We start from the raw sequence: 21,789 nt of genomic DNA, 5'->3' as shown, positions 1-21,789 counted from the left end.
AAGATATGACTAATATTTTAGATAAGATAATTGCAAACAAACGGTTGGAAGTAGAAAGACATAAAAAAGACACTCCTATCAACGAGTTAGAAAAAAGATTATCGACAATCACTACTCCCGCCTCTTTTAAAGAAGCTATCAAGAATTCAAGAACAGGGATTATTGCGGAATTTAAGCGTCGCTCACCGTCTCGTGACTGGATTTTTAAAGATGCAAAGATTGAAGACGTAATTCCTCTATACTCCCAAAACGGAGCCAGTGCAATATCTGTACTTACCGACATGGATTTCTTTGGAGGGGAATTAGCTGATCTGGAATTAGCCGGAAGTCTTACAAAAACGCCATTATTACGTAAAGATTTCGTAGTAGATGAATATCAATTGTATCAGGCTAAAATATCCGGAGCCAGTGCGGTATTGCTGATTGCCTCAGCTCTGACGATAGAAGAAACCAAACAACTGGCGAAAAAAGCAAAGGAACTAAACCTTGATGTTTTATTAGAGATTCACAATGAACAGGAACTTCATCATATCAATGATAAGGTAGACGTTGTAGGAGTCAACAACCGCAATCTGGGAACCTTTGTTACAGATATACAAATCTCCTTTGATCTGGCGAATAAGATACCTGACGACTTTATTAAGATATCCGAAAGTGGTATCTCCCAACCCCAGACGGTCATCGATCTGCAACAGGCAGGATATAAAGGATTCTTGATGGGAGAGAACTTTATGAAAACAAGCAATCCGGGGAAAGCATTGGAAGACTTTATAAACCAATTAGCATGAAGATCAAAGTCTGCGGGATGAAATATCCTGAGAATATACAGGAGTTAAATAAATTACCTATTGATTATATGGGTATGATATTCTATGAGAAATCACCCCGCTACATCGATTATCAACTATGGCAAAACGTAAGAGATATACATTCTAGTAATATCAAAAGAGTAGGCGTATTTGTGAATTCAAAGATAGATTTCATCGTTGAAATGATTGACAAATATAAGTTAGACTTAATCCAATTGCACGGAAACGAATCTCCAAACTTTTGTAGCGAGTTAAATAAGTTTATCCCTATAATTAAAGCTTTCAGTATTTCCGAGTCTTCTGACTTTGAACAGACGAAAGCATACGAGGGGCTTCCGGGATATTTCTTATTCGATACCAAAACCCCACAATATGGAGGCTCGGGAAAAAAATTCGATTGGGCAATACTAGATACTTATGATGGAGATACTCCTTTTTTCCTTAGTGGAGGAATATCGGTTGAAGATGTTGAGCAAATAAAAGCAATAAAGCACCCTCGGCTATATGGAGTAGACCTTAATAGCAAATTTGAAATAGAACCAGGGTTAAAAGACATACAACTACTTGATCAATTTATAAAACAACTAAGAAATGAATAGAATAAAGCAACTGTTTGAAAAAAAACAAAAGAATATATTATCCATCTATTTTACTGCCGGATTTCCGCAATTGAATGACACCGGCAATGTTATTCGCGAATTAGAAGCAAATGGTATCGACCTGATAGAAATAGGTATTCCATTTTCAGACCCGATGGCCGATGGCCCAACTATTCAGGAAAGTGGAACAATTGCTCTTCGCAATGGCATGACATTAAAGGTCTTGTTCGAACAGTTGAAAGACATCCGTAGCGATGTGGCTATACCTCTCATCCTGATGGGTTATCTCAATCCGATTATGCAATATGATTTTGAGACCTTTTGCAAACAATGCAAAGAAACAGGTATAGACGGAGCTATCATTCCCGATCTTCCATTCAATGACTATATATCTCAATATAAACCAATAGCAGATAGATACGATATAAAAATAGTCATGCTCATCACCCCTGAAACATCAGATGAGCGTATTCGCCTGATAGATGAACATACCGATGGCTTTATCTACATGGTTTCGTCAGCATCTACTACTGGTGCACAGAGTAGCTTTGATGATAAAAAGCAAGCTTATTTCCGCAAAATAAATGGAATGAATCTTCGCAATCCCCGTTTGATCGGATTCGGTATATCCAACAAAGCTACATTAGAAGCCGCACAAGAGAATGCAAGCGGAGCGATTATAGGAAGTAAATTTATCACATTACTAAAAGAAAGTACCAATATAAAAGAGGCAGTAAAAGCTCTAAAAGAAGCGTTGAGTAAATAAAAAAATCCTTTACTTATAGGACTATGTATAAGTAAAGGATTTTTTATTTTGTATTATCCCATTAGAAGGTATATCCTAAAACTATGTTATAGGATTTGAATTTATCAGATCCATTTTTCTGAGCAGTGTCCACAGTACCGTTCTGTTGTATAGACGCTTGAAGTAAAAGATTATGTTTCTTATTTAGAGCATAGCTTACACCTGCATTTATGAAATAACCAAAGTAAGAATTTCGGAGGCTATACAAATATTTTTTCTCTGGTGAATTCTGATAAGAATACTTAACATTATCAGCAAAGATGCGTGTGTATGCTAACCCTCCACCTATTAGTGGACGAATCTTTTTCAATGGTAATTTATATTCTAACCCAACTTTACCGGTTCCATATATTACATTCATATCAAAATTTAATTTATATCCGGAAAATACAACTTCATTAGAACCATCAATTCTTGAAAACGAGACTTCTAATTGAACTGCAAAAGATTGACTCCAACGAGGATTAAACACATTGCCTTTTAATCCTATAGTAGGTTGTATACCTCCAAACTTGTATTTTCGATCTTTATCATTAATCAGTGTATATGTGCCCCATTGTAATCCTCCAAAAACAGTTAATTGAAGAACACTCGGATTCTTATCAGGGTGTTGATTTTCAAATATTATACATTCTTCGCCGGTAGAACAAGTCTCATCATGATACAACTTTGCTATATTTATAAATGACTTCTGTTTAAAATCAATATTACTTAACCGACTTGTTATTGTAGGGTAGTCTTTAAAGTATCTTTTCAGTGTATTCTTATATTTTACATCTTTAATAAGACGTAGGCTATTAACATCTATAAAATCTTCTTTTTTTGTAATCTCAATTAAATCCCCATCTTTATCAAACAAATAATATACTTTACCATCCGATCTTAAATAATAGAGATCCATCATACCTTGAACCAAATATTCAAGAAAAAATTTCTGGGGAATACTATCTATTGTCACTTCACGCGTAACATAGTATTTTCCTTCATCTGAGAACTTATAACCCGCAATATCACCGGGATAATATATTTTTTCGGCTTGCTCAGATTTGAATGTACATCGTGTTGCATTTATGGCATCAGTCCTAAAATCGATCAAGCCATATATTGTATCGTTGTCATTGGTGATAACATAGCCTTTTTTATAATTACTTTGGGCTTTAAGAGATGCGAATAATACAAAAAAAATAAAAGAGCACAGAAATAATTTTCTTTTCATAAATTCAGTTTTTCATAGTGTGAGATGTTAATACAAAAAGCGAATGTATTAAAAATTTAAACAAAAAAGAACATTTTTTAATATAAATTCCATAGCAAAAAATAATACCTTTGCTCATCAACTTACGCACGACTTTTTACCTCGTTAATGACTAAGATTAAAGAATATACAAAGTGGATAGGAAAACTTATATACAAATATAAATTTACTATACTGGCTCTAATATATATTGGTCTGATAGCCTTTTTGCCTATCAATTTAGCTCCAAGTATTCCGATGGCCATACATGTTGTTTCATTTGTATTCATCTTGAATATTTTAGCCAAGACCAAATACACATTTATAATTACATTTATACTCGCATTTATACTTACGTTCAATGCCTATTTCGCATTTGTCTTAGGAAGCGATATTTCGCTAGATATGATGGCCTCGATATTCGAGACGCATACGACAGAGGCCGCAAGTATGCTGAAAGGTGGAGTGGTGATCGGAGCTCTGACAGCATTAGCTGCTACAACTCTGTTTCTGTGGTTATCAGAAAAGGAACTAAAGGAAGCTAGACTCTCTATAAAATGGTCTTTAATCGGATTGTTAATTTATCTCTTCTTATTCCTACCGTTTGTTTGTTATAAACGCATCGCTTACGAATATCAAGAAGACCTGTTTACAGAATTCCCTATTCGGGTAGGGCAAGATAAAGTAAATATGTATGCACCTATTCTCTATGGCAATATAGCAACAATTATAGCTTACCAAGAAGAGATGGCGCAACTACGAAAGTTCTCTGATCAGAGCAGTAAAAAGCTTCCCGAAGGAATACTACTCAGCGATACAGTACAAAAACCCGAAAAAATATATCTTGTTATCGGAGAGAGTGCCTATCGCAAACATCTTTCTCTGTACGGTTATCCGATAAAAACAACTCCGTTTTTGGATAGCTTGGCACAGACTATACCCTCCCCTATAAATTACTATGATGGTATTGCGGCAGCAGCTTTTACACGGAATGCTTTACGTATAGCCTTGTCTTTTGCATCGCCAACAGATATGACCCCGTTTTATCAAGAGAAAACACTTATAAACCTAGCCAATGATGCGGGATATGAAACTTATTGGTTGTCTAATCAAGGAGCATCGGGGATTCAAGATTCTTATTTAGGTTATTTAGCTGCCGGAACAAACAAAGCGGTATTTACTAAAGGAGGGTATCTGGCTAATGACGATTTCGATCTTATCCCGATACTAAAAGAAGAGTATAAACCAGGTAAAAAACAGTTCTTTATTATACATCTGGTAGGAAGCCATAATAACTATTCGGATAGATATGATAATATAGATGCCGAAGCAATACCAAGCTCAGGCTCTGCTCTGCAAACAGACTACGACCGTTCTATACATCATACCGACAGGGTAATGCGTGAAATATATAAGGTTATGCAGCAAGACTCCACAGCTGTCTTCTTTCACTTTTCGGATCATGGAGAGATACTAGGTAAAGGACACGGCCCTTGGAAAAATGGTATTGCCCAATATGATATCCCACTTATAACCATACAGAAGAACGAAAGGAGGATTAATTTCGTAATGGATAAATACATTGATCCTGTAACCAAGCTGATCAACAATTCGAGCACAATATATGTACTGGCTGAGATGATGGGATATATTATACCACAGAAGTACGTAGACAAATCTATTGAGGACGGACGCTATGTGCGCCATAGCGATCAAAGCTATTCTTCATATTCTGAAATAAAAGAAGAACCCGAATACATCAAGTTTAAGTATTAATTAATAAAAAATAAAGACTATTACGATAAGTAAATATTGATAAATATAAATAAGTAAATTAATCATAAAAGCAATTAGGCTATCTATCTATATAGAGTCTTTTTACTAACTTTGGACTTCTTATTTTAAAATAATTCGTATAGATACTTTCTATGAAAAAAATATCATTCTTATTTTTCCTGTCAATTGTTCTGTCAGTATCGCTTTATGCGCAACAACCTGCGTCGTGGACAACCAAGCTTGTTGATAAAGGAAACGGAGAAGTTGAATTAACAACAACCTTTCGAATAGATCCTACATGGCATATTTTTGACATAACTATTCCTGAAAATGGACCGATGCCCACAACGATATCAATCGATAAGCTGAAGGGTGCAACTAAAATCGGTAATCTGAAAGCAGTCAACTCCAAGTTGAAGAAAAAATATGACGACATATTTCAGATGGAGTATGGCTATTATGAGAATCAGGCTACTTTTGTTCAAACACTTAAAATAACCGACAAAGCAGCTTTTGCTCTCGAAGGTGATTTTCGTGGACAGGTATGTAGCGAGATTGACGGGCAGTGTATTCCAATAAAAATTGATCTGGACTTCAAATCAAAAGATTTACCCGCTACAGTTGTTGCTGCTAAAGCAGGCGAATCCGATAGCGCATCTGAAGGATTATCAGCTGAACAAGTTCTGGCTGACAGCTTATCTTCATCGGTATCAAGTACTACAGCAAACGTTAGCAGCGAAGAACTTTGGACACCTGTAATAAGCGAACTGAAAGCTTATGGTGCTGCGGGAGATACCTCCGACATGTCACTTCTTTGGATTTTCCTCGGAGGTTTTGGCGGTGGACTTATCGCCCTACTTACACCTTGTGTATGGCCGATGCTACCTATGACCGTGAGCTTTTTCCTTAAACGAAATAAGAAGAACAAAGGCAAAGCGATAAAAGATGCTATTACCTACGGAGTGGGAATTATCATTATATATGTCACCCTCGGTTTATTAATAACCGGAATATTTGGAGCCAGCGCTCTGAATGATTTAGCTACAAGCGCCATATTTAACCTGATATTCTTTGCATTGTTGGTTGTATTTGCTATATCATTCTTCGGTGCATTCGAGATGGTTTTACCATCTTCATGGACGAACAAAATGGATCAAAAAGCCGATTCTACTACAGGTATTATCAGTATTTTCTTCATGGCTTTTACACTGGCACTCGTTTCATTCTCTTGCACCGGGCCTATCATAGGCACATTATTGGTACAGGCTGCCGGGTCGGGTAGCATAATAGCTCCCGCAATCGGGATGTTCGGTTTTGCTGTTGCATTAGCTATTCCATTTTCATTATTTGCAATATTCCCTTCTTGGCTCGAAAGTATGCCGAAGTCGGGCGGATGGTTGAACTCTGTAAAAGTCGTATTAGGATTCTTAGAACTCGCGCTTGCCCTGAAATTCTTATCAGTAGCCGACCTTGCATACAAATGGGGTATATTAGACCGTGAAGTATTTCTAGTATTATGGATTGTGATATTCGTTCTGCTTGGAGTCTATTTGTTAGGTAAATTGAAACTACCGCACGACAGCGACCTGAAATATGTTTCTATTCCACGTTTGCTTATGGCTATTGTATCATTTGCTTTTGCCGTGTATATGATTCCAGGCTTGTGGGGTGCTCCTCTCAAAGCGATTAGTGCATTTGCACCGCCATTATATACTCAGGACTTTAGCCTATACAATGGTGTTGTTCATGCCAAGTTTGAAGACTATGAGGCTGGGATGAAATATGCTCAGGAGAAAAACAAACCTGTTATTATAGACTTTTCGGGCTATGGCTGTGTAAACTGCCGCAAGATGGAAGCTTCTGTTTGGACAGATCCTCGTGTAAAACAGTTGCTTGACGAAGAGTATGTACTTATCACCTTGATGGTAGACGACAAAACCAAATTGAATGAGGTGATGGAAGTTCAGGAAAATGGTAAGACTACAAAATTGAGAACAATAGGTGACAAATGGAGTTATCTGCAACGACATAAATTTGCGACAAACTCTCAGCCTTATTATGTTCTTTTAGACCATGCCGGAAAACCAATAGGACCATCATACGCATACGATGAAGATGTAAATAAATACATCGAATTCCTGAAAAAAGGATTGGATAATTTCAAAAAGAAAAAAGAAGAAGTAAAATAAAATGAAAGCAGGCAGCAGCCTGCTTTCTCTAAATTTATACACGATGATGCATACAAGAGAACAAAAAATGGAAGCCTTTGGACGTTTGCTCGACATTATGGATGAGTTGCGGGTAAAGTGTCCATGGGATGCAAAACAGACAAATGAGAGCTTGCGTACCAATACGATAGAAGAGGTTTATGAACTTTGTGAAGCCATTATTCAGAATAGTGATGAGGCTATCAAAAAAGAGCTTGGAGATGTTTTGCTACATGTTGTATTTTATGCAAAAATCGGCGAAGAGAAAGGAACATTCGATGTAGCGGATGTATGTCATTCTTTGTGTGACAAATTAATATATCGTCATCCTCATGTATTCGGAGATGATGCTGCGAAAACAGCCGGAGAGGTTGAAAAATCGTGGGAACAACTAAAACTAAAAGAAAAGGGAGGAAACAAAACCATCCTTGAAGGTGTTCCGGCATCATTACCATCTATTGCAAAGGCTCACCGTATACAAGATAAAGCTCGCAACGCAGGATTCGATTGGGAGAACAGAGAAGACGTTTGGGATAAAGTTTCTGAGGAGCTTCAAGAGTTGAAAAACGAAATATCAAAAATGGATGAAGATAAAACAGAAGCTGAATTCGGAGATATGTTTTTTAGCCTCATTAATGCAGCTCGTTTGTATAAAGTGAACCCGGATAATGCTCTGGAACGTACCAATCAGAAGTTTATACGCCGCTTCAATTACATAGAACAAGAAGCAAAAAAGCAGAATAAGAATTTAAAAGATATGACCTTAGCCGAAATGGATGCTTTATGGAATCAGGCTAAAGAGATGGAATAATCTGCATAAAAGGATTTAACTATCTGATATAAATAAAAAAGACGCATTTCATAAAATGCGTCTTTTTTGATAGTATATCTTTATATTTTTATTTATCCATTACTTTTTTGATATCTTCCATCGTAAAACTACCTACGATACGAATAATAGTACATTCGGTATTTTGACTTATAATCATTACCAAGTCTTTGAATTTGTTGTTACCGTCTTTCTGTGCATAAAAATTGATTATCTGATCGCTCTCTCTTACAGACATCAGAGATTCGAATGCCTTATTCTTCTTCAAAGACTCAGCTTCAAGCATCATCTGTTTGACAGAGTTTTTGTTTTCGCTAGTGTATATTTCGAGTTGTTCCAGCTTATTCGCCAAACCTTTTACATTCATACCTCCGGTATCCATATTAGGAACCATAGACAGAAGAGCTTTAGAAATGTATACAGTTGTAATATCCTTGTTGTTAGAGAATCTTTCAAACATTTTATCTTGTGCCTGAACAGCTATAAGACTGAGCATAAACACAAATGCTGTTAGTAATCCTTTTAATTTCATGATTCTTTATCTTTTTTTCTGTTGAAAGTTTTATTTAATATTTCGTTTGTTTTATCCAGATTTGTTGATAATAAAGCCAGTTGATCCATGCCTTTATTGAACTTCGACGATAACAAGACTAGTGCTTCTTGAGCTTCCTTTATCTTTTGTTCGTCTGCCTTGTCGATAGTCTTATCAATGGTCTGAGCTATAGGTGCCGTTGTTTCCTTCTCCTGTTTATTGAAATATATGCCTGCTGTAATTAATATAGCTATACCCGCGGCGATGCTTCCTGTCCACCTCAGTATATATTTCTTCTTTGATGCAGGTTTTAGTTCTACCTTTACTGTTTCTTTTGCTGCTAGTTCATCTATCAGAGTGCCTAGTTTCGCTTGTAAATGAAGAGGAACATCAATAGGCTCGGATTTGTATAAGTCGAGAAATAAATCCCTTTCTTTTAGCAATTCTTCCGCAACATCTTCACCCTGAAAATAACTTAGCAATAGCTTTTCTTCTTCTATTGTAGTCTCTCCATTGTAAAAAGCTTCGACTAATTTTTTTATTTCGCTTGTCTTCATCTTTGTTCTATTTTAGAGTATTGCTCTCTTATCGTTTTCCTTGCTCTGGATAGTATAACCCGTATATTTCCGGAGCTTATTCCAGTAATGTTTTCTATTTCTTCATCGGTATATCCATCCCAGTGCTTCATCATTATCACCTGCCGTTGCTGATCGGGTAGCTTATTTATCAGATCTTTTACATATGCAGCGTCATCCTGTATTTCTAATTGCTTAGACAGAGATGAGCTCTCGGGTATTTCGGTATCATATGACGTATGATAGTCATTCTTTGCTTTTCTCAGATAATCGAGACAAGTGTTACGAACGATGATAATGGCAAAGCCTTCTGTATTTTCAATCTGCTCCAATTCGTCTTTCTTGTTCCAGAGCTTGATGAACGTTTCTTGCACTATGTCTTCTGCATTGGCTGTATCCTGTACTATTCGGTATGCTATTCGGTATAACTTCTGATGATATGGTAGAAACACTTTTTTAAAAGTTTCTGCATCCATCTCATTTGTTTTTATTTTGTTCTTTAAGTATTTCCGTCAGATCCGATTCGGTAAGGTTGCCGGACATCTTTACAATCACAGCATCTTCATTATCTAATACCAGAATGTATACACCGGTAAATAAGTCACCTTCTTTGTGCGAGATAATTTTCACATTGTCGTCGGCTTCATTCACAGATAGTAGGGTTGCATATCCATTTCCATCTTTGAAACTTTGAATACCTTCCAGGAATTTAGTTTTTACCTCAGGACTATATTTTTCAATAGCAAGAACTTCTATAGAGTCTATCTTTTGCATGAATGCCGGCATTTTGGAAACCATTTGCCCGGTTGAATCAGCAGTCATGGCTGCCTTCATAGACATATCGAGCATAGAGCGATCTACTAATTGTCGTTGTACACCTTCTTGTTTCGAAAACTCAGACATAAAACTATTCAAATCTTGAGCATAAGTGAATTGTACTGCAACGAAGGTCAAGACTAAAGAAAAAATATACTTTTTCATAATGTTCTGTTTTTTTATTTATAATTGTGTTTACGTAATTTTAATAGATGCTATTTGTCGTATTTCTGAACTAATTGGGTCAGATCCTCTTCTTTTATTTTACCCGAAAACTTCACTATAGTCGGGTCGTTTGCACTCATACAAAGTATAACCATGTCGCTTATTGTATTGTTTTTCTTTTTCATCATAATGCGTACATTATCATCTTTGTCTTTAGCCATGAGCAGCGTTTCGTAACCGTCCCCATCTTTTAATTTCTCCATTTGGTCGGTTAGATTTTGCTTTACAGCAGAGTTACAGCTTGATAGGTCATATACTTCCATCGAATGTATTCCTCTGGCAACCGGCATATCACCCACTCCTCCAAATGCTTTTCCTAAAGTCATCATAAAAGGTCCGATTTTAACGGTTTCAATGTTTTCTACTTTAGATAAGTTATCCATCAACTTGTTTAAACTTTGGCCGTATGCTATCTGGCCCAACGCAATAGTTAATACCAGACAAATTAAATACTTTTTCATAAATGTTTTTATATTTGAGTCGTTATAAATTTGTTAGATGGCGCTTTCATCCACTTTCTATTACTAAGACGAAACAACCCAAAAATTTGTTACAGTGAAAATGCAAAAAAAGTATTGAAGTAAAAAAAGAGCTGTATTCTACTTAAATACAGCTCCATATTATCTTGTTTTTATCGTTATTTATTTATCGCCTGTGTCTTTTGTAAATTCCAGTACAACTTTGCCTTCGCTCAAAAAGGTGAGTTTATCTCCTGTTAAAGCTGCTTGTAGAGGTGTAGACAATTTAGAAAGAAATAGAGATTCACCTTTTAAGCTCGGACATGCCATTTTGGTAGACATGGCAGGACCGAATTTAATCGTATTTTCTTCTAAAGTGAAAGTACTGCGATAGGTATTACATCCTGCATTACCAAAAACTTTACCGTCTGTTGTTATTTCCATCGAGGCTGGTTTGTCGGGGAATAATACTGCCATGTCTTCTCCTACGATAGAACTCAAAGTCCATTTTCCTGATATATTATCAACATTTACAATATTTGTTACTTCCGAAGTGGCTGTTTTTTGAGACTTTTCGAACTCTAATAATACATTTTTTCCTTCCGAAAATGTGAGTTGCCCTTCTTTTGACAGAGAAACCACAAGATTAGGAGTTGATAAAGCTGCTAAAAACTCAGATTCCTTATTCGCATGCATACATGCCATCATGGTAGATGCTAATTGAGGCGCAGAAAATATATTTTTTTCACTCAATGTAAAGCCTCCTGTATAACGATTACAACCTCCACTACCGGATAGCAGGTTTTTCGAAAAATCAAAATTTATATTCGGAAGTTCTCCCGAAAATGCTGTTTGTGCAGGCTCTCCCTTGAGTGTTTTCAAAACCCAAGGACCACCTTCTAGTTGAGCTTTTTCGATAGGTTTTACAGAATTACAACTTTGAATAACGAAAGCTAAAGTAAGAAGTGTAACAAAAAAGGTTGCTGATTTTAAAAAGTGTTTCATAATGTTTCTCTTTTAATTTTGTCAATATTTATGTAGTTTTTTCTTTATGATTAATATTCTATATTGAATTATCCTCCGGAATTATACATATAAAACAATGTATATACGTATATTCATTTCTATTGTAAATTATCTTTTAGACGGAAATAGAGTCGGTTCGTTGCATGCGCACCTGTTTTATAAATCGCCAAGACTCCGTTTTCACAATATAAATTTAAGGTCATGTATATAAATAAACAGATATTTAAGGTGTTATGTTCAACCGTTTATTGGGTCGTGATTTTTGATTATATTTCACTCAAACATAAATTAAAAATGAGATTAAGAAACAAGAACAAACAAAAAACTCTGACTTAAATGTTTAAGCCAGAGTTTTAAAAATAATAAATATTTTTTTTTGTTATCCTTTTTCTTATATCGAGAAGTGTTCGGGACGACGAGCTACTACATCTTTGTAAAGAGCTTTTATTTTGGCAATATCTCCTTCTACATCACCTGTAGGCATTATTATCTGCTTGAAGTTTGCCTCCTTCTTGCCATAGTCAAGAGCTGCAATTACAATAGGCACATCGGCTTCCATCGCTATAAAATAAAAGCCTTTTTTCCACTCGGAGTTGGCTTTTCTTGTAGCTTCAGGTGTTATGGCTAGTTGAAAATTTTCTCTTTTAGAATATATTTCTGCCATCTGCTCTGTTAGTGATGACTTTCTGGAACGGTCTACAGGGATTCCTCCCAACAATTTGAATAATAGATTCATGGGAAAGAAAAACCATTCTTTTTTGATCAGGAAGGATGCTTTTCGTCCCATCGCTTTATAAACAATCAGTCCCAATGGTAGATCCCAGTTACTGGTATGTGGGGCAACACATATAACACATTTGTCTGGTAAATTATTCAGACCTGTAATCTTCCAACCTATAAGGCGGAGGATAAAATTACATATACTTTTCATTAACCTAAAGATTCTATTTCTTTGGCAATAGAGTTGATCTGCTCTTTGAAATCAGCTTTAACCTTTTTGTAATAAGCTTTTACTCTGCCTTTAACTTCTTTTCCCTCGTTTACATTCACTCTCTTCAGAAATTCTTCCTGAGTTTCTACTATTCGAGTTATTACTTTATCTGCAGCTGCCTGGTCAGCATCTATTACAAATACTTTGTAAAATACACAGTCAGTATATAATAAATCTATTGATTCGTTTATACTTTTTTTAAGCTTTCTTCTACTACTCACAGTCAAAATATATTTATATGTTTATTATCTTTGTTACCTTTGCGGTTTCTAAAAGCGAGGGCAAAGTTACTAAAAAAAGAGAACGATAGCCCTTATTTGCTTTTATTTAATTCTATTTATTCATAAACGTAAGACACGAATTAGCATCATTTATGGCAAAGCGACTCAATAATCCTGATTATATTTTTGAAACAAGCTGGGAGGTATGTAACAAGGTTGGAGGCATTTATACCGTGCTGTCGACCAAAGCAAAAACAATGCAGGAAAAGTATAAAGACAGAACAATCTTCATCGGTCCTGATATCTGGAAAGAGACTACAAGCCCTTGGTTTCAAGAAGACAACAAGTTGTTTGCCGAATGGGTAAAGACAATTTCGATATACGATAGGTTGAAGGTAAGAGTCGGGAGATGGCTCGTTCCGGGTGAACCGATTGTAATACTTGTTGATTTTGAAAGCCTCTTTGCTCATAAAGATGAGATATATAGCTACATGTGGCACAAATTTGGGGTAGACTCTCTGCATGCGTACGGCGATTACGACGAAGCGTGTATGTTTGCCTATGCTACAGGTGCGATAATCGAAAGTTTCTACAGATATTATAATCTTGACAAAAAGAAAGTCATAGCACACTTCAACGAGTGGATGCTCGGGATAGGTGCACTCTATGTAAAAGATTGTTTGCCAAAAGTGGGCACATTGTTTACTACCCATGCTACATCCATCGGTCGCTCTATAGCAGGGAATGGCAAACCATTATACAACTATTTGTTTGCATACGATAGCGATCAGATGGCTCGTGAATTAAATATGCAAGCGAAGCATTCTGTGGAGAAAACGGCTGCTCAGGAAGTAGATTGTTTTACTACAGTGAGCGACATAACCGCTAAAGAATGTAAGCAATTACTTCACCGTGAACCTTTGGTAACACCAAATGGTTTCGAGAAAGGCTTTATACCTGTTGGCGAAGAACACGAAGCCAAGCGTCTTGCAGCAAGAAAAAAACTAATCAATGTTACCGAAAAGTTATTAGGGTATGATATACAAGAAGATGCGCTTCTGGTGGTAACAAGCGGACGTTATGAATACAGAAACAAGGGACTTGATGTATTTATCGACGCAATGAATAGGTTGGAGCACATTAAGCAACTCGAAAAAGATGTGATTGCATTCATTATGGTTCCGGCGTGGATAGACACTCCCCGTACAGACCTGCAAGAAAGATTGAGCAAAAAGGAAACCCCTGATACATCATTAACCTTTCCACATATTACTCACTGGCTGAAAAACATGAATAATGACTCTATCCTGAATCAAATTTCGTATTTGCGACTACAGAACAGAAAGGAAGATAGAGTAAAAATTATCTTTGTTCCTTCATATCTGAATGGGAATGATGGTATTTTTAATATTCCTTACTATGACTTGTTGATAGGAATGGATGTATCTGTTTTCCCTTCATATTATGAGCCGTGGGGATATACGCCACACGAAAGTATCGCTTTTTCAGTTCCTACTATTACTACATCTTTAGCCGGATTTGGCTTGTGGATGCGCAAAGAAGGGGATGAAAAAGGAATGGATGACGGAGCAGAGGTAGTAACGAGAGACGATTATAATTTTATAGAAGTTTCGGAAGATATTTGTAACAGGGTGTTTGAAATGACGACCAAAAGTGCAGAACAAGAACGTATCCTGCGTAAGGCTGCACTCGATAGAGCTGCATTGGCAGATTGGGCTCATTTCTTCAAATATTATGAAGAAGCCTACGATATAGCATTAGCTAAAGCTTCTGAAAGAAAGTAAATTAAACTTTGCAAACGTTTGCAGCTTTTATAAAAGTTATAATTAGGTAATATAACGATAAAGGTTGCTAAATATGTTATATTTGTACTTTTACAATTATACATAACAACATCAGATAATCACAAGTTTAAATATATAACATCTATGAGAATTAAAGCAAGTTATTCGAATAATCCTACATGGAGAAGTGCGCATACACAAGTGAACTTACCAAAAGAATTATTACCGCTTGAAAAAATTTCACGTAATTTATGGTGGATATGGAACAATGAAGCTACTGATCTTTTCGCCGAATTTGATCCGGAACTATGGAAAGATTCAGACAATAATCCGGTTCTATTGCTTCATAAATTATCTAATGAAAGAATAGAAGAGATTCTTAAAGACGCTACCTTAATGAATAAAGTAGATAACGTTATTAAGAAGTTCGAAAAATATATGTCTCAAAAATTTGATACATCAAAACCGTCTGTTGCATATTTTAGTATGGAATATGGTTTTACTCATGTATTAAAGATATATTCGGGAGGCTTAGGAGTCTTGGCCGGAGACTATCTGAAAGAAGCAAGTGACAGTCATGTAGATCTTACAGGAGTGGGCTTCCTTTATCGTTACGGATATTTCTCCCAGTCTATTTCTCCTGACGGTCAACAGGTAGCAAACTATGAGCCTCAAAACTTCGGAGACCTTCCTCTCGAGCCCGTGCTGAATGAGGATGGCAATCAGATGATTTTGGCTGTTCCGTACCCGGATAGAGATATATACGCAAATATATGGAAAGTGAATGTAGGGCGTATAAGCCTATACTTACTCGATACGGATATCGACCTGAATAGCGAGTATGACAAACCAATTACTCACCAATTATATGGTGGAGATTGGGAAAATCGTCTGAAACAAGAATATTTACTTGGTATCGGAGGTATCTTATTGCTTAACAAATTAGGTATCAAAAAGGAAATCTATCATTGCAACGAAGGTCATGCTGCTCTTATTAATGTACAGCGTTTGCTCGATCTTATCGAAGGTGAAGGTCTTACATTTAATCAAGCGTTAGAGGTTGTCCGTGCTTCAGGTTTGTATACTGTGCATACTCCTGTTCCTGCAGGACACGACTATTTTGACGAAGGTCTTCTTGGTAAATATTTAGGGAACTATCCTGCACGGTTAGGTATCTCTTGGCAAGACTTTGTAGACATGGGACGTGAGCATCCGGGAAGTGGTGAAAAATTCAGCATGAGTGTATTTGCACTGAATACCTGCCTTGAGGCTAATGGAGTTAGTTACCTGCATGGTATTGTTTCCCGTCAGATGTTCCAGCCTGTTTGGCCGGCTTATTTCCCTGAAGAGTTGCACGTAGGACATGTAACAAACGGTGTTCATATGCCGACTTGGACAGCAAAAGAAATGAAGTTGTTGTATGAAAAAACATTTGACAAGAGTTTCTATGATGATCAGTCCAATCACGAAATCTGGGATAATATATATAGTGTAAAAGATGAAGAGCTATGGAATGTTCGTTCTATCTTGAAAAAACGTCTTATCAGCTATGTACAGGAGCAAATGAAAGAAGGCTGGATAAAGAGTCAGAAGGCTCCTTCAGCGATTTTCAATATTGTAGATAAAATCAACCCCGACGCATTACTCGTTGGATTTGGTCGTCGTTTTGCTACTTACAAGCGTGCCCATTTGCTATTTACAGACCTTGACCGTTTGGCAAAGCTGGTAAATAATGAAAAATATCCGATCCAGTTCTTATACACAGGTAAGGCTCACCCTGCAGATGGAGCAGGACAAGGCTTGATCAAACAGATTGTAGAAATATCACGCCGTCCTGAATTCCTTGGTAAGATAATCTTCCTTGAAAATTATGATATGCGTTTAGCAAAACGTTTGATTTCAGGAGTAGATATCTGGTTGAATACACCGACACGTCCACTTGAGGCTTCAGGTACATCAGGCGAAAAGGCCGAAATGAACGGAGTTCTTAACTTCTCTGTACTTGACGGATGGTGGTACGAAGGTTACAAAAAAGAAGCCGGCTGGTGCCTTACTGATAAACGTACTTATTCCAATCAGGCTTATCAGGATGAATTAGATGCAGCTGAGATCTATTCTACTTTCGAGAATGAGATATTACCTCTTTACTATGCACGTAACTCTAAAGGATATTCGCCTGAGTGGATACAGTTTATAAAGAACTCGATCGCTAATATTGCGCCAGAATATACAACGAAGCGAATGATTGATGATTACATCAAGAACTTTTATAAGCCTGAAAGAGAACGCATCAAACTGGTTACAGCGAATAACTATGCTAAGGCGAAAGAATTGGCAGCATGGAAAGAAGATACTGCCGCGAATTGGGACAAGCTTGTAGTAGAGAAGATTACTTTCAATGGTCAGAATATAAAAGACGGAACTCCGCTTGCATCAAACAATTTTACTGAAGGTGAAAAGATTAAAGTGGAAGTTGTTATTGACAAGAGAGATATGAAAGGCGATTTGGGCATAGACTGTGTGCTTACCGAATATGATGCCGATAAGAAAACAGACAAGTTTATCTCTTCTCAAGACTTTAAGCTTGTTAAGGCAGAGGGTTCGAAATTATATTTTGAATTGGATTCAATAGCCAAGATTCCGGGACTATGCAACTTTGCTTACCGTGTATATCCGAAGCATGCGGATATGGCACATCGTCAGGATTTTGCTTTTGTTCGTTGGATCTAATATAAATAATATTAATACAAAGCCCACTCCAAATGGAGTGGGCTTTGTTTATCTATAAAGAATCTTTCAAAATCATTTACACATCATTGTTCTTTTATTGTATATTCCCACAATAAAGTTTTAAATGTAGCTACTTGCCAAAAATCAGAAAAACTTTCATACCCCGGCTGGGTAGCTATCGCATCCCCTCCAATAATAGAAACACACAGATTTCCTAGTGAATCATAGACATTGCTATTAAAATCAAACATAGAATCTTTTAACTTGGAAGAACTTCCTGTAATAAACTCTCCATATCTGATTTCATAGTAATCTTCTCCTTTGTAAGCAAGCTGTTCAATAAAGCCTCCAAGATTTTTAGCTGACCCACCATTGGTGGCATAGCGCACATCAACTTCTTTTTTAACAGTTTCTTTCTTTTCTTTTAACCAACTAAGCGTATTAACAGGATTATTCTCGCTTGGATTAGTATATTCAACCAAGGCCATTTCAGCATCATTATTATTATCACTACATCCGGTTACAGGCAAAAAAAGTATTATTGCAGCAAAAAATAGGAATAAGGTTATGTTTTTCATATTAAAGATATATTTAGTTTATATACTATTAGATGCAAAAACAAACAAAAAAGTTGCATTAAAGAATTGAAAGCAAACAAAAAGCCTCTCACTAATTAAAGTAAGAGGCTTCTTCTATATATGATAACTTGTATTATCCGTTTACTTTAGCCATAGCTGCGATAAGATCAAGACATTTGTTAGAATATCCCCACTCATTGTCATACCAGCTAACTACTTTAACGAAAGTTGGGCTCAATTGGATACCAGCTTTTGCATCGAAGATTGAAGTACGAGCATCGCCAAGGAAGTCTGAAGAAACTACTTCTTCGTCTGTATATCCAAGAACACCTTTCAATTCGCCTTCTGATGCATCTTTCATAGCTTTGCAGATATCGTCGTAAGATACTTCTTTAGAAAGACGAGCAGTAAGGTCAACTACAGAAACATCCAATGTAGGAACACGGAATGCCATACCTGTAAGTTTTCCGTTTAGTTCAGGAATAACTTTACCTACAGCTTTAGCAGCACCGGTAGAAGAAGGAATGATGTTACCAGCAGCAGCACGTCCACCTCTCCAGTCTTTAGCTGAAGGTCCGTCTACTGTTTTTTGAGTTGCAGTAGTAGCGTGTACTGTAGTCATCAAAGCTTCAACGATACCAAATTTGTCGTGCAATACTTTAGCGATAGGAGCAAGACAGTTTGTAGTACAAGAAGCGTTAGAAACGAATTGAGTTCCTTTTACATATTTATCTGTGTTAACTCCACAAACGAACATAGGGGTATCGTCTTTTGAAGGAGCTGACATTACTACATATTTTGCACCAGCGTCGATGTGACCTTGAGCTTTTGACTTTTCAAGGAAAAGACCAGTAGATTCAACAACATATTCAGCACCTACTTCGTTCCATTTCAAATCTGCAGGATTCTTTTCAGCAGTTACACGGATAGCGTTTCCGTTAACAACCAATTTACCGTCTTTAACTTCCACTGTTCCGTCAAATCTACCGTGCATAGTATCGTAACGCAACATATAAGACATATATTCTACGTCGATAAGGTCGTTGATACCTACAATCTGAATGTCATTTCTTTTTTGTGCAGCACGGAAAACAAGACGTCCAATACGTCCAAAACCGTTAATACCTACTTTAATCATTTTGTTTTAATTTTTATAGTTAAAAAATCGAGTATATCCAACTTAAAAGCTTTTGAGAAGATGTGAAATTATGTTATAAAACATGCTTTCTAAAAAGCTGTACAAAGTTAATATTTTTTTCCTTATCAAATAATTTTGTTTATTATTTTTAAGGGCTATAAGGCTGTTTGTTGTGGTGACAATCACCTTTTTAGCCTTTTTGTAAAGTCGAGTTATCTTTTTCACACATTTCTTTTGACTAAAAAAAGACCCTCTGCCACCCTCTTTTTATTTTCGGGTTTTCTTCCTTACACTTGATTTTCCATTTCTCATACCACTACCACCTTCTCTGTATCCTGCCTGCATCTTTTTCTCTTTGTATGATGAATTAGCAGACTTGCCTTTAGTTTGAGGAGTCTTTGTTTCTTGTGGTTTTGTTTTCTTTTTCGGCGCACTCTCAGTTTTTACAGAAGAAGCTGTTTTCTTACGTAGTATTTCCAATTCTTCTTTTGTAATATTACGCCATTGACCAACTTTTATGTTACCCAACTTTATATGCATTATTCGTATGCGCTCGAGCCTCACTACATTATATCCGAGATATTCGCACATACGCCGTATTTGGCGGTTCAGTCCCTGTCGCAATATAATATTAAACGAATGAGTCCCCGTTTTAACCACTTCACATTTACGAGTAACAACTCCTAAAATTGGCACTCCGCCTTGCATCTTTTTAACGAAATCCTCATTTATAAGCTTATCCACAGTTACATGGTATTCTTTTTCATGATTATTGTCGACGCGCAGCATCTTATTCACCATATCTCCTTCATTGGTCAGGATTATAAGACCTTGCGAATCTTTATCAAGCCTGCCTATCGGAAATATTCGTTCGTCATGTCCCACGGCATCAATAATATTATTGGGCTCATCCAAATCTGTCGTACTTACAATTCCGATCGGCTTATTGTAAGCAATAAAGACAGGCTCAGTATTACAAGTAACTGTCTCTCCATAGACTTTCACTTCTTGCCCGGCCAGCACCTGACTTCCGATAGAAGCTCTTTTTCCATTAATTGTAACACTTCCCTGTTCTATCAGTTTATCAGCCTCTCGTCGCGAACAATAACCGCTATCGCTGATATATTTATTTATACGCATTTACTTTATTTAAGATGTTTTTGTTAGAAACAATTTGAGATATTTCTTCGAAGTTACAAGGCCGACGATAGAAGAATCAAAAAAATTAGTGGCACATATTTTACGAATATAGATAAACTAAGATGTGCCGGATGAAAAGTAGGTAACCCCACTTTACACATTAAATATTTTCAGGTCTACTTATCTTTTTTCAACACGAACCTCTATGTAAAGTTACACATTTTTAGCGATAAACGCTAATTCTACAACCATCCATTTTCTTTATACCAACTCACAGATTCTTCAAGCCCATCCTTCAAGTTGTATTTAGCAGTAAAACCTAGATCGTTTACAAGAGGGGTTATATCACACTTCCAATTGCGCTGTTTCATTATTATATATTTATCCCTATTCAAGGTCGAAGGCTTCTTTGTTATCCTAGAAATACTTTCAGCCACAATAGAAACAGCCTTCAATATCCACAAAGGAACTTTAAGGCTCAACACGCGTTTCTTTTCTATAACTTGCTTTACCAACTGCGTATACTCCTTGTCTGTATATACATCTCCGTCGGCTACAAAATAAGCTTTATTCTTGAGTTCCGTCTTCAGCGCAAGAAATACGGCATCCACCAAATCTTTCACATATATGAAAGTCAGGTGTTGTGGCTTAAAACCGGCACCCACATCAAGACCGGATTTGACAGTCTTTATCATCAGGAAATAATCTTTCTCCCGAGGTCCATATACACCTGTAGGACGTAATATTATATAAGGGAAATCGTCCATCGAGCGCAGATAACACTCTGCTTTCAGCTTACTCTTCCCGTATGCCGTATTAGGATTCGGCGTATCGGTTATCTTAATAGGAGTATAATTTTGTTCATCTCCTACACCAAAAGCACTGAGACTGCTCATCAAGACAAATTTACCGGGAACAGCTTCTACTTCTCGCAATGCATCGATAAGGTTGGCTGTATATCGAAAATTTATTTTATCAAAATCTTCGGCATCTAAACATTTAGTGACTCCGGCATTGTGTACGACATAATCAAACTTGCCATATTTCTTTTTAAAGTCAGATAGCTGTTCTTTCAATTTATTTTTATCCCCAAAGTTCAGGTCTAAAAATTGAATACGATCATCCTTCAGATACTCACGACTGCTGCTTTTACGCACGCCTGCCCAAGTTTCACACCCTTCCTCCAAAGCCTTCTCGACAAGAAAACTCCCTATAAAGCCACTGGCTCCTGTAATCAAAATACGTTTGGTACTCATATCGAGAACAAATTTACAACAATCTGCGTATTCCTTACA

General features: G+C 36.6%; 21 protein-coding genes. 8 read left to right on the top strand and 13 right to left on the bottom strand.

Annotated elements, in window-relative coordinates; all coding sequences use genetic code 11:
- Window positions 1–5 precede the first annotated feature (5 nt).
- Genes trpC through trpA form a run of 3 tightly spaced genes read left to right on the top strand, consistent with a single transcriptional unit; the run spans window position 6 to window position 2,174 of the window.
- Window positions 6–788, top strand: a complete 783-nt coding sequence (gene trpC, locus E4T88_RS00885) for an indole-3-glycerol phosphate synthase TrpC (RefSeq protein ID WP_135103616.1) — start codon at window positions 6–8, stop codon at window positions 786–788.
- A complete protein-coding gene (locus tag E4T88_RS00880) occupies window positions 785–1,408 on the top strand; it encodes a phosphoribosylanthranilate isomerase (protein ID WP_135103615.1) in 624 nt (207 codons plus the stop codon). The genes trpC and E4T88_RS00880 overlap by 4 nt, the downstream gene beginning before the upstream one ends.
- On the top strand, window positions 1,401–2,174 hold the full coding sequence (trpA, locus tag E4T88_RS00875; RefSeq protein ID WP_135103614.1) for a tryptophan synthase subunit alpha: 774 nt from the start codon (window positions 1,401–1,403) through the stop codon (window positions 2,172–2,174). The genes E4T88_RS00880 and trpA overlap by 8 nt, the downstream gene beginning before the upstream one ends.
- Window positions 2,175–2,235: 61 nt before the next feature.
- Here trpA and E4T88_RS00870 read toward each other — a convergent pair whose 3' ends face one another.
- Entirely contained in the window at window positions 2,236–3,429 is a 1,194-nt protein-coding gene (locus E4T88_RS00870) for an outer membrane beta-barrel protein (RefSeq protein ID WP_135103613.1), read from the bottom strand.
- Between the two features lie 147 nt (window positions 3,430–3,576).
- Here E4T88_RS00870 and E4T88_RS00865 point away from each other — a divergent pair, with 147 nt between their 5' ends.
- The 3 genes from E4T88_RS00865 (at window position 3,577) to mazG (ending at window position 8,241) form a co-directional block, all read left to right on the top strand.
- Window positions 3,577–5,223 (top strand): phosphoethanolamine transferase family protein, encoded by a 1,647-nt coding sequence (locus tag E4T88_RS00865; protein WP_135103612.1) that lies wholly within the window; start codon window positions 3,577–3,579, stop codon window positions 5,221–5,223.
- A gap of 152 nt (window positions 5,224–5,375) precedes the next feature.
- A complete protein-coding gene (locus tag E4T88_RS00860) occupies window positions 5,376–7,412 on the top strand; it encodes a protein-disulfide reductase DsbD family protein (protein ID WP_135103611.1) in 2,037 nt (678 codons plus the stop codon).
- Between the two features lie 46 nt (window positions 7,413–7,458).
- Complete coding sequence (mazG, locus tag E4T88_RS00855; protein ID WP_135104452.1) at window positions 7,459–8,241, top strand: nucleoside triphosphate pyrophosphohydrolase; 783 nt, start codon at window positions 7,459–7,461, stop codon at window positions 8,239–8,241.
- Window positions 8,242–8,329: 88 nt separating this feature from the next.
- Here mazG and E4T88_RS00850 read toward each other — a convergent pair whose 3' ends face one another.
- From E4T88_RS00850 to E4T88_RS00815, 8 genes are all read right to left on the bottom strand, one after another.
- Window positions 8,330–8,791 carry a DUF4252 domain-containing protein gene (locus E4T88_RS00850; protein WP_135103610.1) on the bottom strand — a complete coding sequence of 154 codons (462 nt, stop codon included), beginning with the start codon at window positions 8,789–8,791 and terminating at the stop codon, window positions 8,330–8,332.
- Complete coding sequence (locus tag E4T88_RS00845; protein ID WP_135103609.1) at window positions 8,788–9,348, bottom strand: PG0215 family putative anti-sigma factor; 561 nt, start codon at window positions 9,346–9,348, stop codon at window positions 8,788–8,790. Before E4T88_RS00845 ends, E4T88_RS00850 begins: the two co-directional genes overlap by 4 nt.
- Window positions 9,345–9,842: a GFO_1088 family ECF-type sigma factor gene (locus E4T88_RS00840; protein ID WP_135103608.1), complete on the bottom strand. Its 498-nt coding sequence runs from the start codon at window positions 9,840–9,842 to the stop codon at window positions 9,345–9,347. Before E4T88_RS00840 ends, E4T88_RS00845 begins: the two co-directional genes overlap by 4 nt.
- Window position 9,843: 1 nt before the next feature.
- Window positions 9,844–10,347, bottom strand: a complete 504-nt coding sequence (locus E4T88_RS00835) for a DUF4252 domain-containing protein (protein WP_135103607.1) — start codon at window positions 10,345–10,347, stop codon at window positions 9,844–9,846.
- Window positions 10,348–10,397: 50 nt separating this feature from the next.
- Complete coding sequence (locus tag E4T88_RS00830; protein ID WP_135103606.1) at window positions 10,398–10,868, bottom strand: DUF4252 domain-containing protein; 471 nt, start codon at window positions 10,866–10,868, stop codon at window positions 10,398–10,400.
- Window positions 10,869–11,048: 180 nt separating this feature from the next.
- Entirely contained in the window at window positions 11,049–11,870 is an 822-nt protein-coding gene (locus E4T88_RS00825; protein WP_135103605.1) for an META domain-containing protein, read from the bottom strand.
- A 412-nt stretch (window positions 11,871–12,282) separates the two neighbouring features.
- A complete protein-coding gene (locus E4T88_RS00820) occupies window positions 12,283–12,822 on the bottom strand; it encodes a 1-acyl-sn-glycerol-3-phosphate acyltransferase (RefSeq protein ID WP_006842186.1) in 540 nt (179 codons plus the stop codon).
- Window positions 12,822–13,103, bottom strand: coding sequence for a hypothetical protein (locus E4T88_RS00815; protein ID WP_135103604.1), 282 nt, complete (start codon window positions 13,101–13,103; stop codon window positions 12,822–12,824). The genes E4T88_RS00820 and E4T88_RS00815 overlap by 1 nt, the downstream gene beginning before the upstream one ends.
- Before the next feature lie 152 nt (window positions 13,104–13,255).
- Here E4T88_RS00815 and E4T88_RS00810 point away from each other — a divergent pair, with 152 nt between their 5' ends.
- Both E4T88_RS00810 and glgP read left to right on the top strand, forming a co-directional pair.
- Window positions 13,256–14,908, top strand: a complete 1,653-nt coding sequence (locus tag E4T88_RS00810) for a glycogen/starch synthase (RefSeq protein WP_135103603.1) — start codon at window positions 13,256–13,258, stop codon at window positions 14,906–14,908.
- Window positions 14,909–15,052: 144 nt separating this feature from the next.
- Entirely contained in the window at window positions 15,053–17,638 is a 2,586-nt protein-coding gene (gene glgP / locus E4T88_RS00805) for an alpha-glucan family phosphorylase (RefSeq protein ID WP_135103602.1), read from the top strand.
- Window positions 17,639–17,721: 83 nt separating this feature from the next.
- On the opposite strand, the gene E4T88_RS00800 is transcribed toward glgP, so the two are convergent.
- The 4 genes from E4T88_RS00800 to E4T88_RS00785 form a co-directional block, all read right to left on the bottom strand.
- Entirely contained in the window at window positions 17,722–18,216 is a 495-nt protein-coding gene (locus tag E4T88_RS00800) for a hypothetical protein (RefSeq protein ID WP_135103601.1), read from the bottom strand.
- Between the two features lie 133 nt (window positions 18,217–18,349).
- Window positions 18,350–19,354 (bottom strand): type I glyceraldehyde-3-phosphate dehydrogenase, encoded by a 1,005-nt coding sequence (gene gap / locus E4T88_RS00795; protein WP_006842178.1) that lies wholly within the window; start codon window positions 19,352–19,354, stop codon window positions 18,350–18,352.
- A gap of 267 nt (window positions 19,355–19,621) precedes the next feature.
- Window positions 19,622–20,494: a 23S rRNA pseudouridine(2604) synthase RluF gene (gene rluF, locus E4T88_RS00790; RefSeq protein ID WP_135103600.1), complete on the bottom strand. Its 873-nt coding sequence runs from the start codon at window positions 20,492–20,494 to the stop codon at window positions 19,622–19,624.
- A 242-nt stretch (window positions 20,495–20,736) separates the two neighbouring features.
- Window positions 20,737–21,750, bottom strand: a complete 1,014-nt coding sequence (locus E4T88_RS00785; protein ID WP_135103599.1) for an NAD-dependent epimerase/dehydratase family protein — start codon at window positions 21,748–21,750, stop codon at window positions 20,737–20,739.
- Window positions 21,751–21,789 lie beyond the last annotated feature (39 nt).

The organism is Dysgonomonas mossii (genome assembly GCF_004569505.1).
Classification (GTDB): domain Bacteria; phylum Bacteroidota; class Bacteroidia; order Bacteroidales; family Dysgonomonadaceae; genus Dysgonomonas.
Note: the sequence above shows the minus strand (reverse complement) of the source record. Positions and strands in the feature narration are given on the sequence as shown.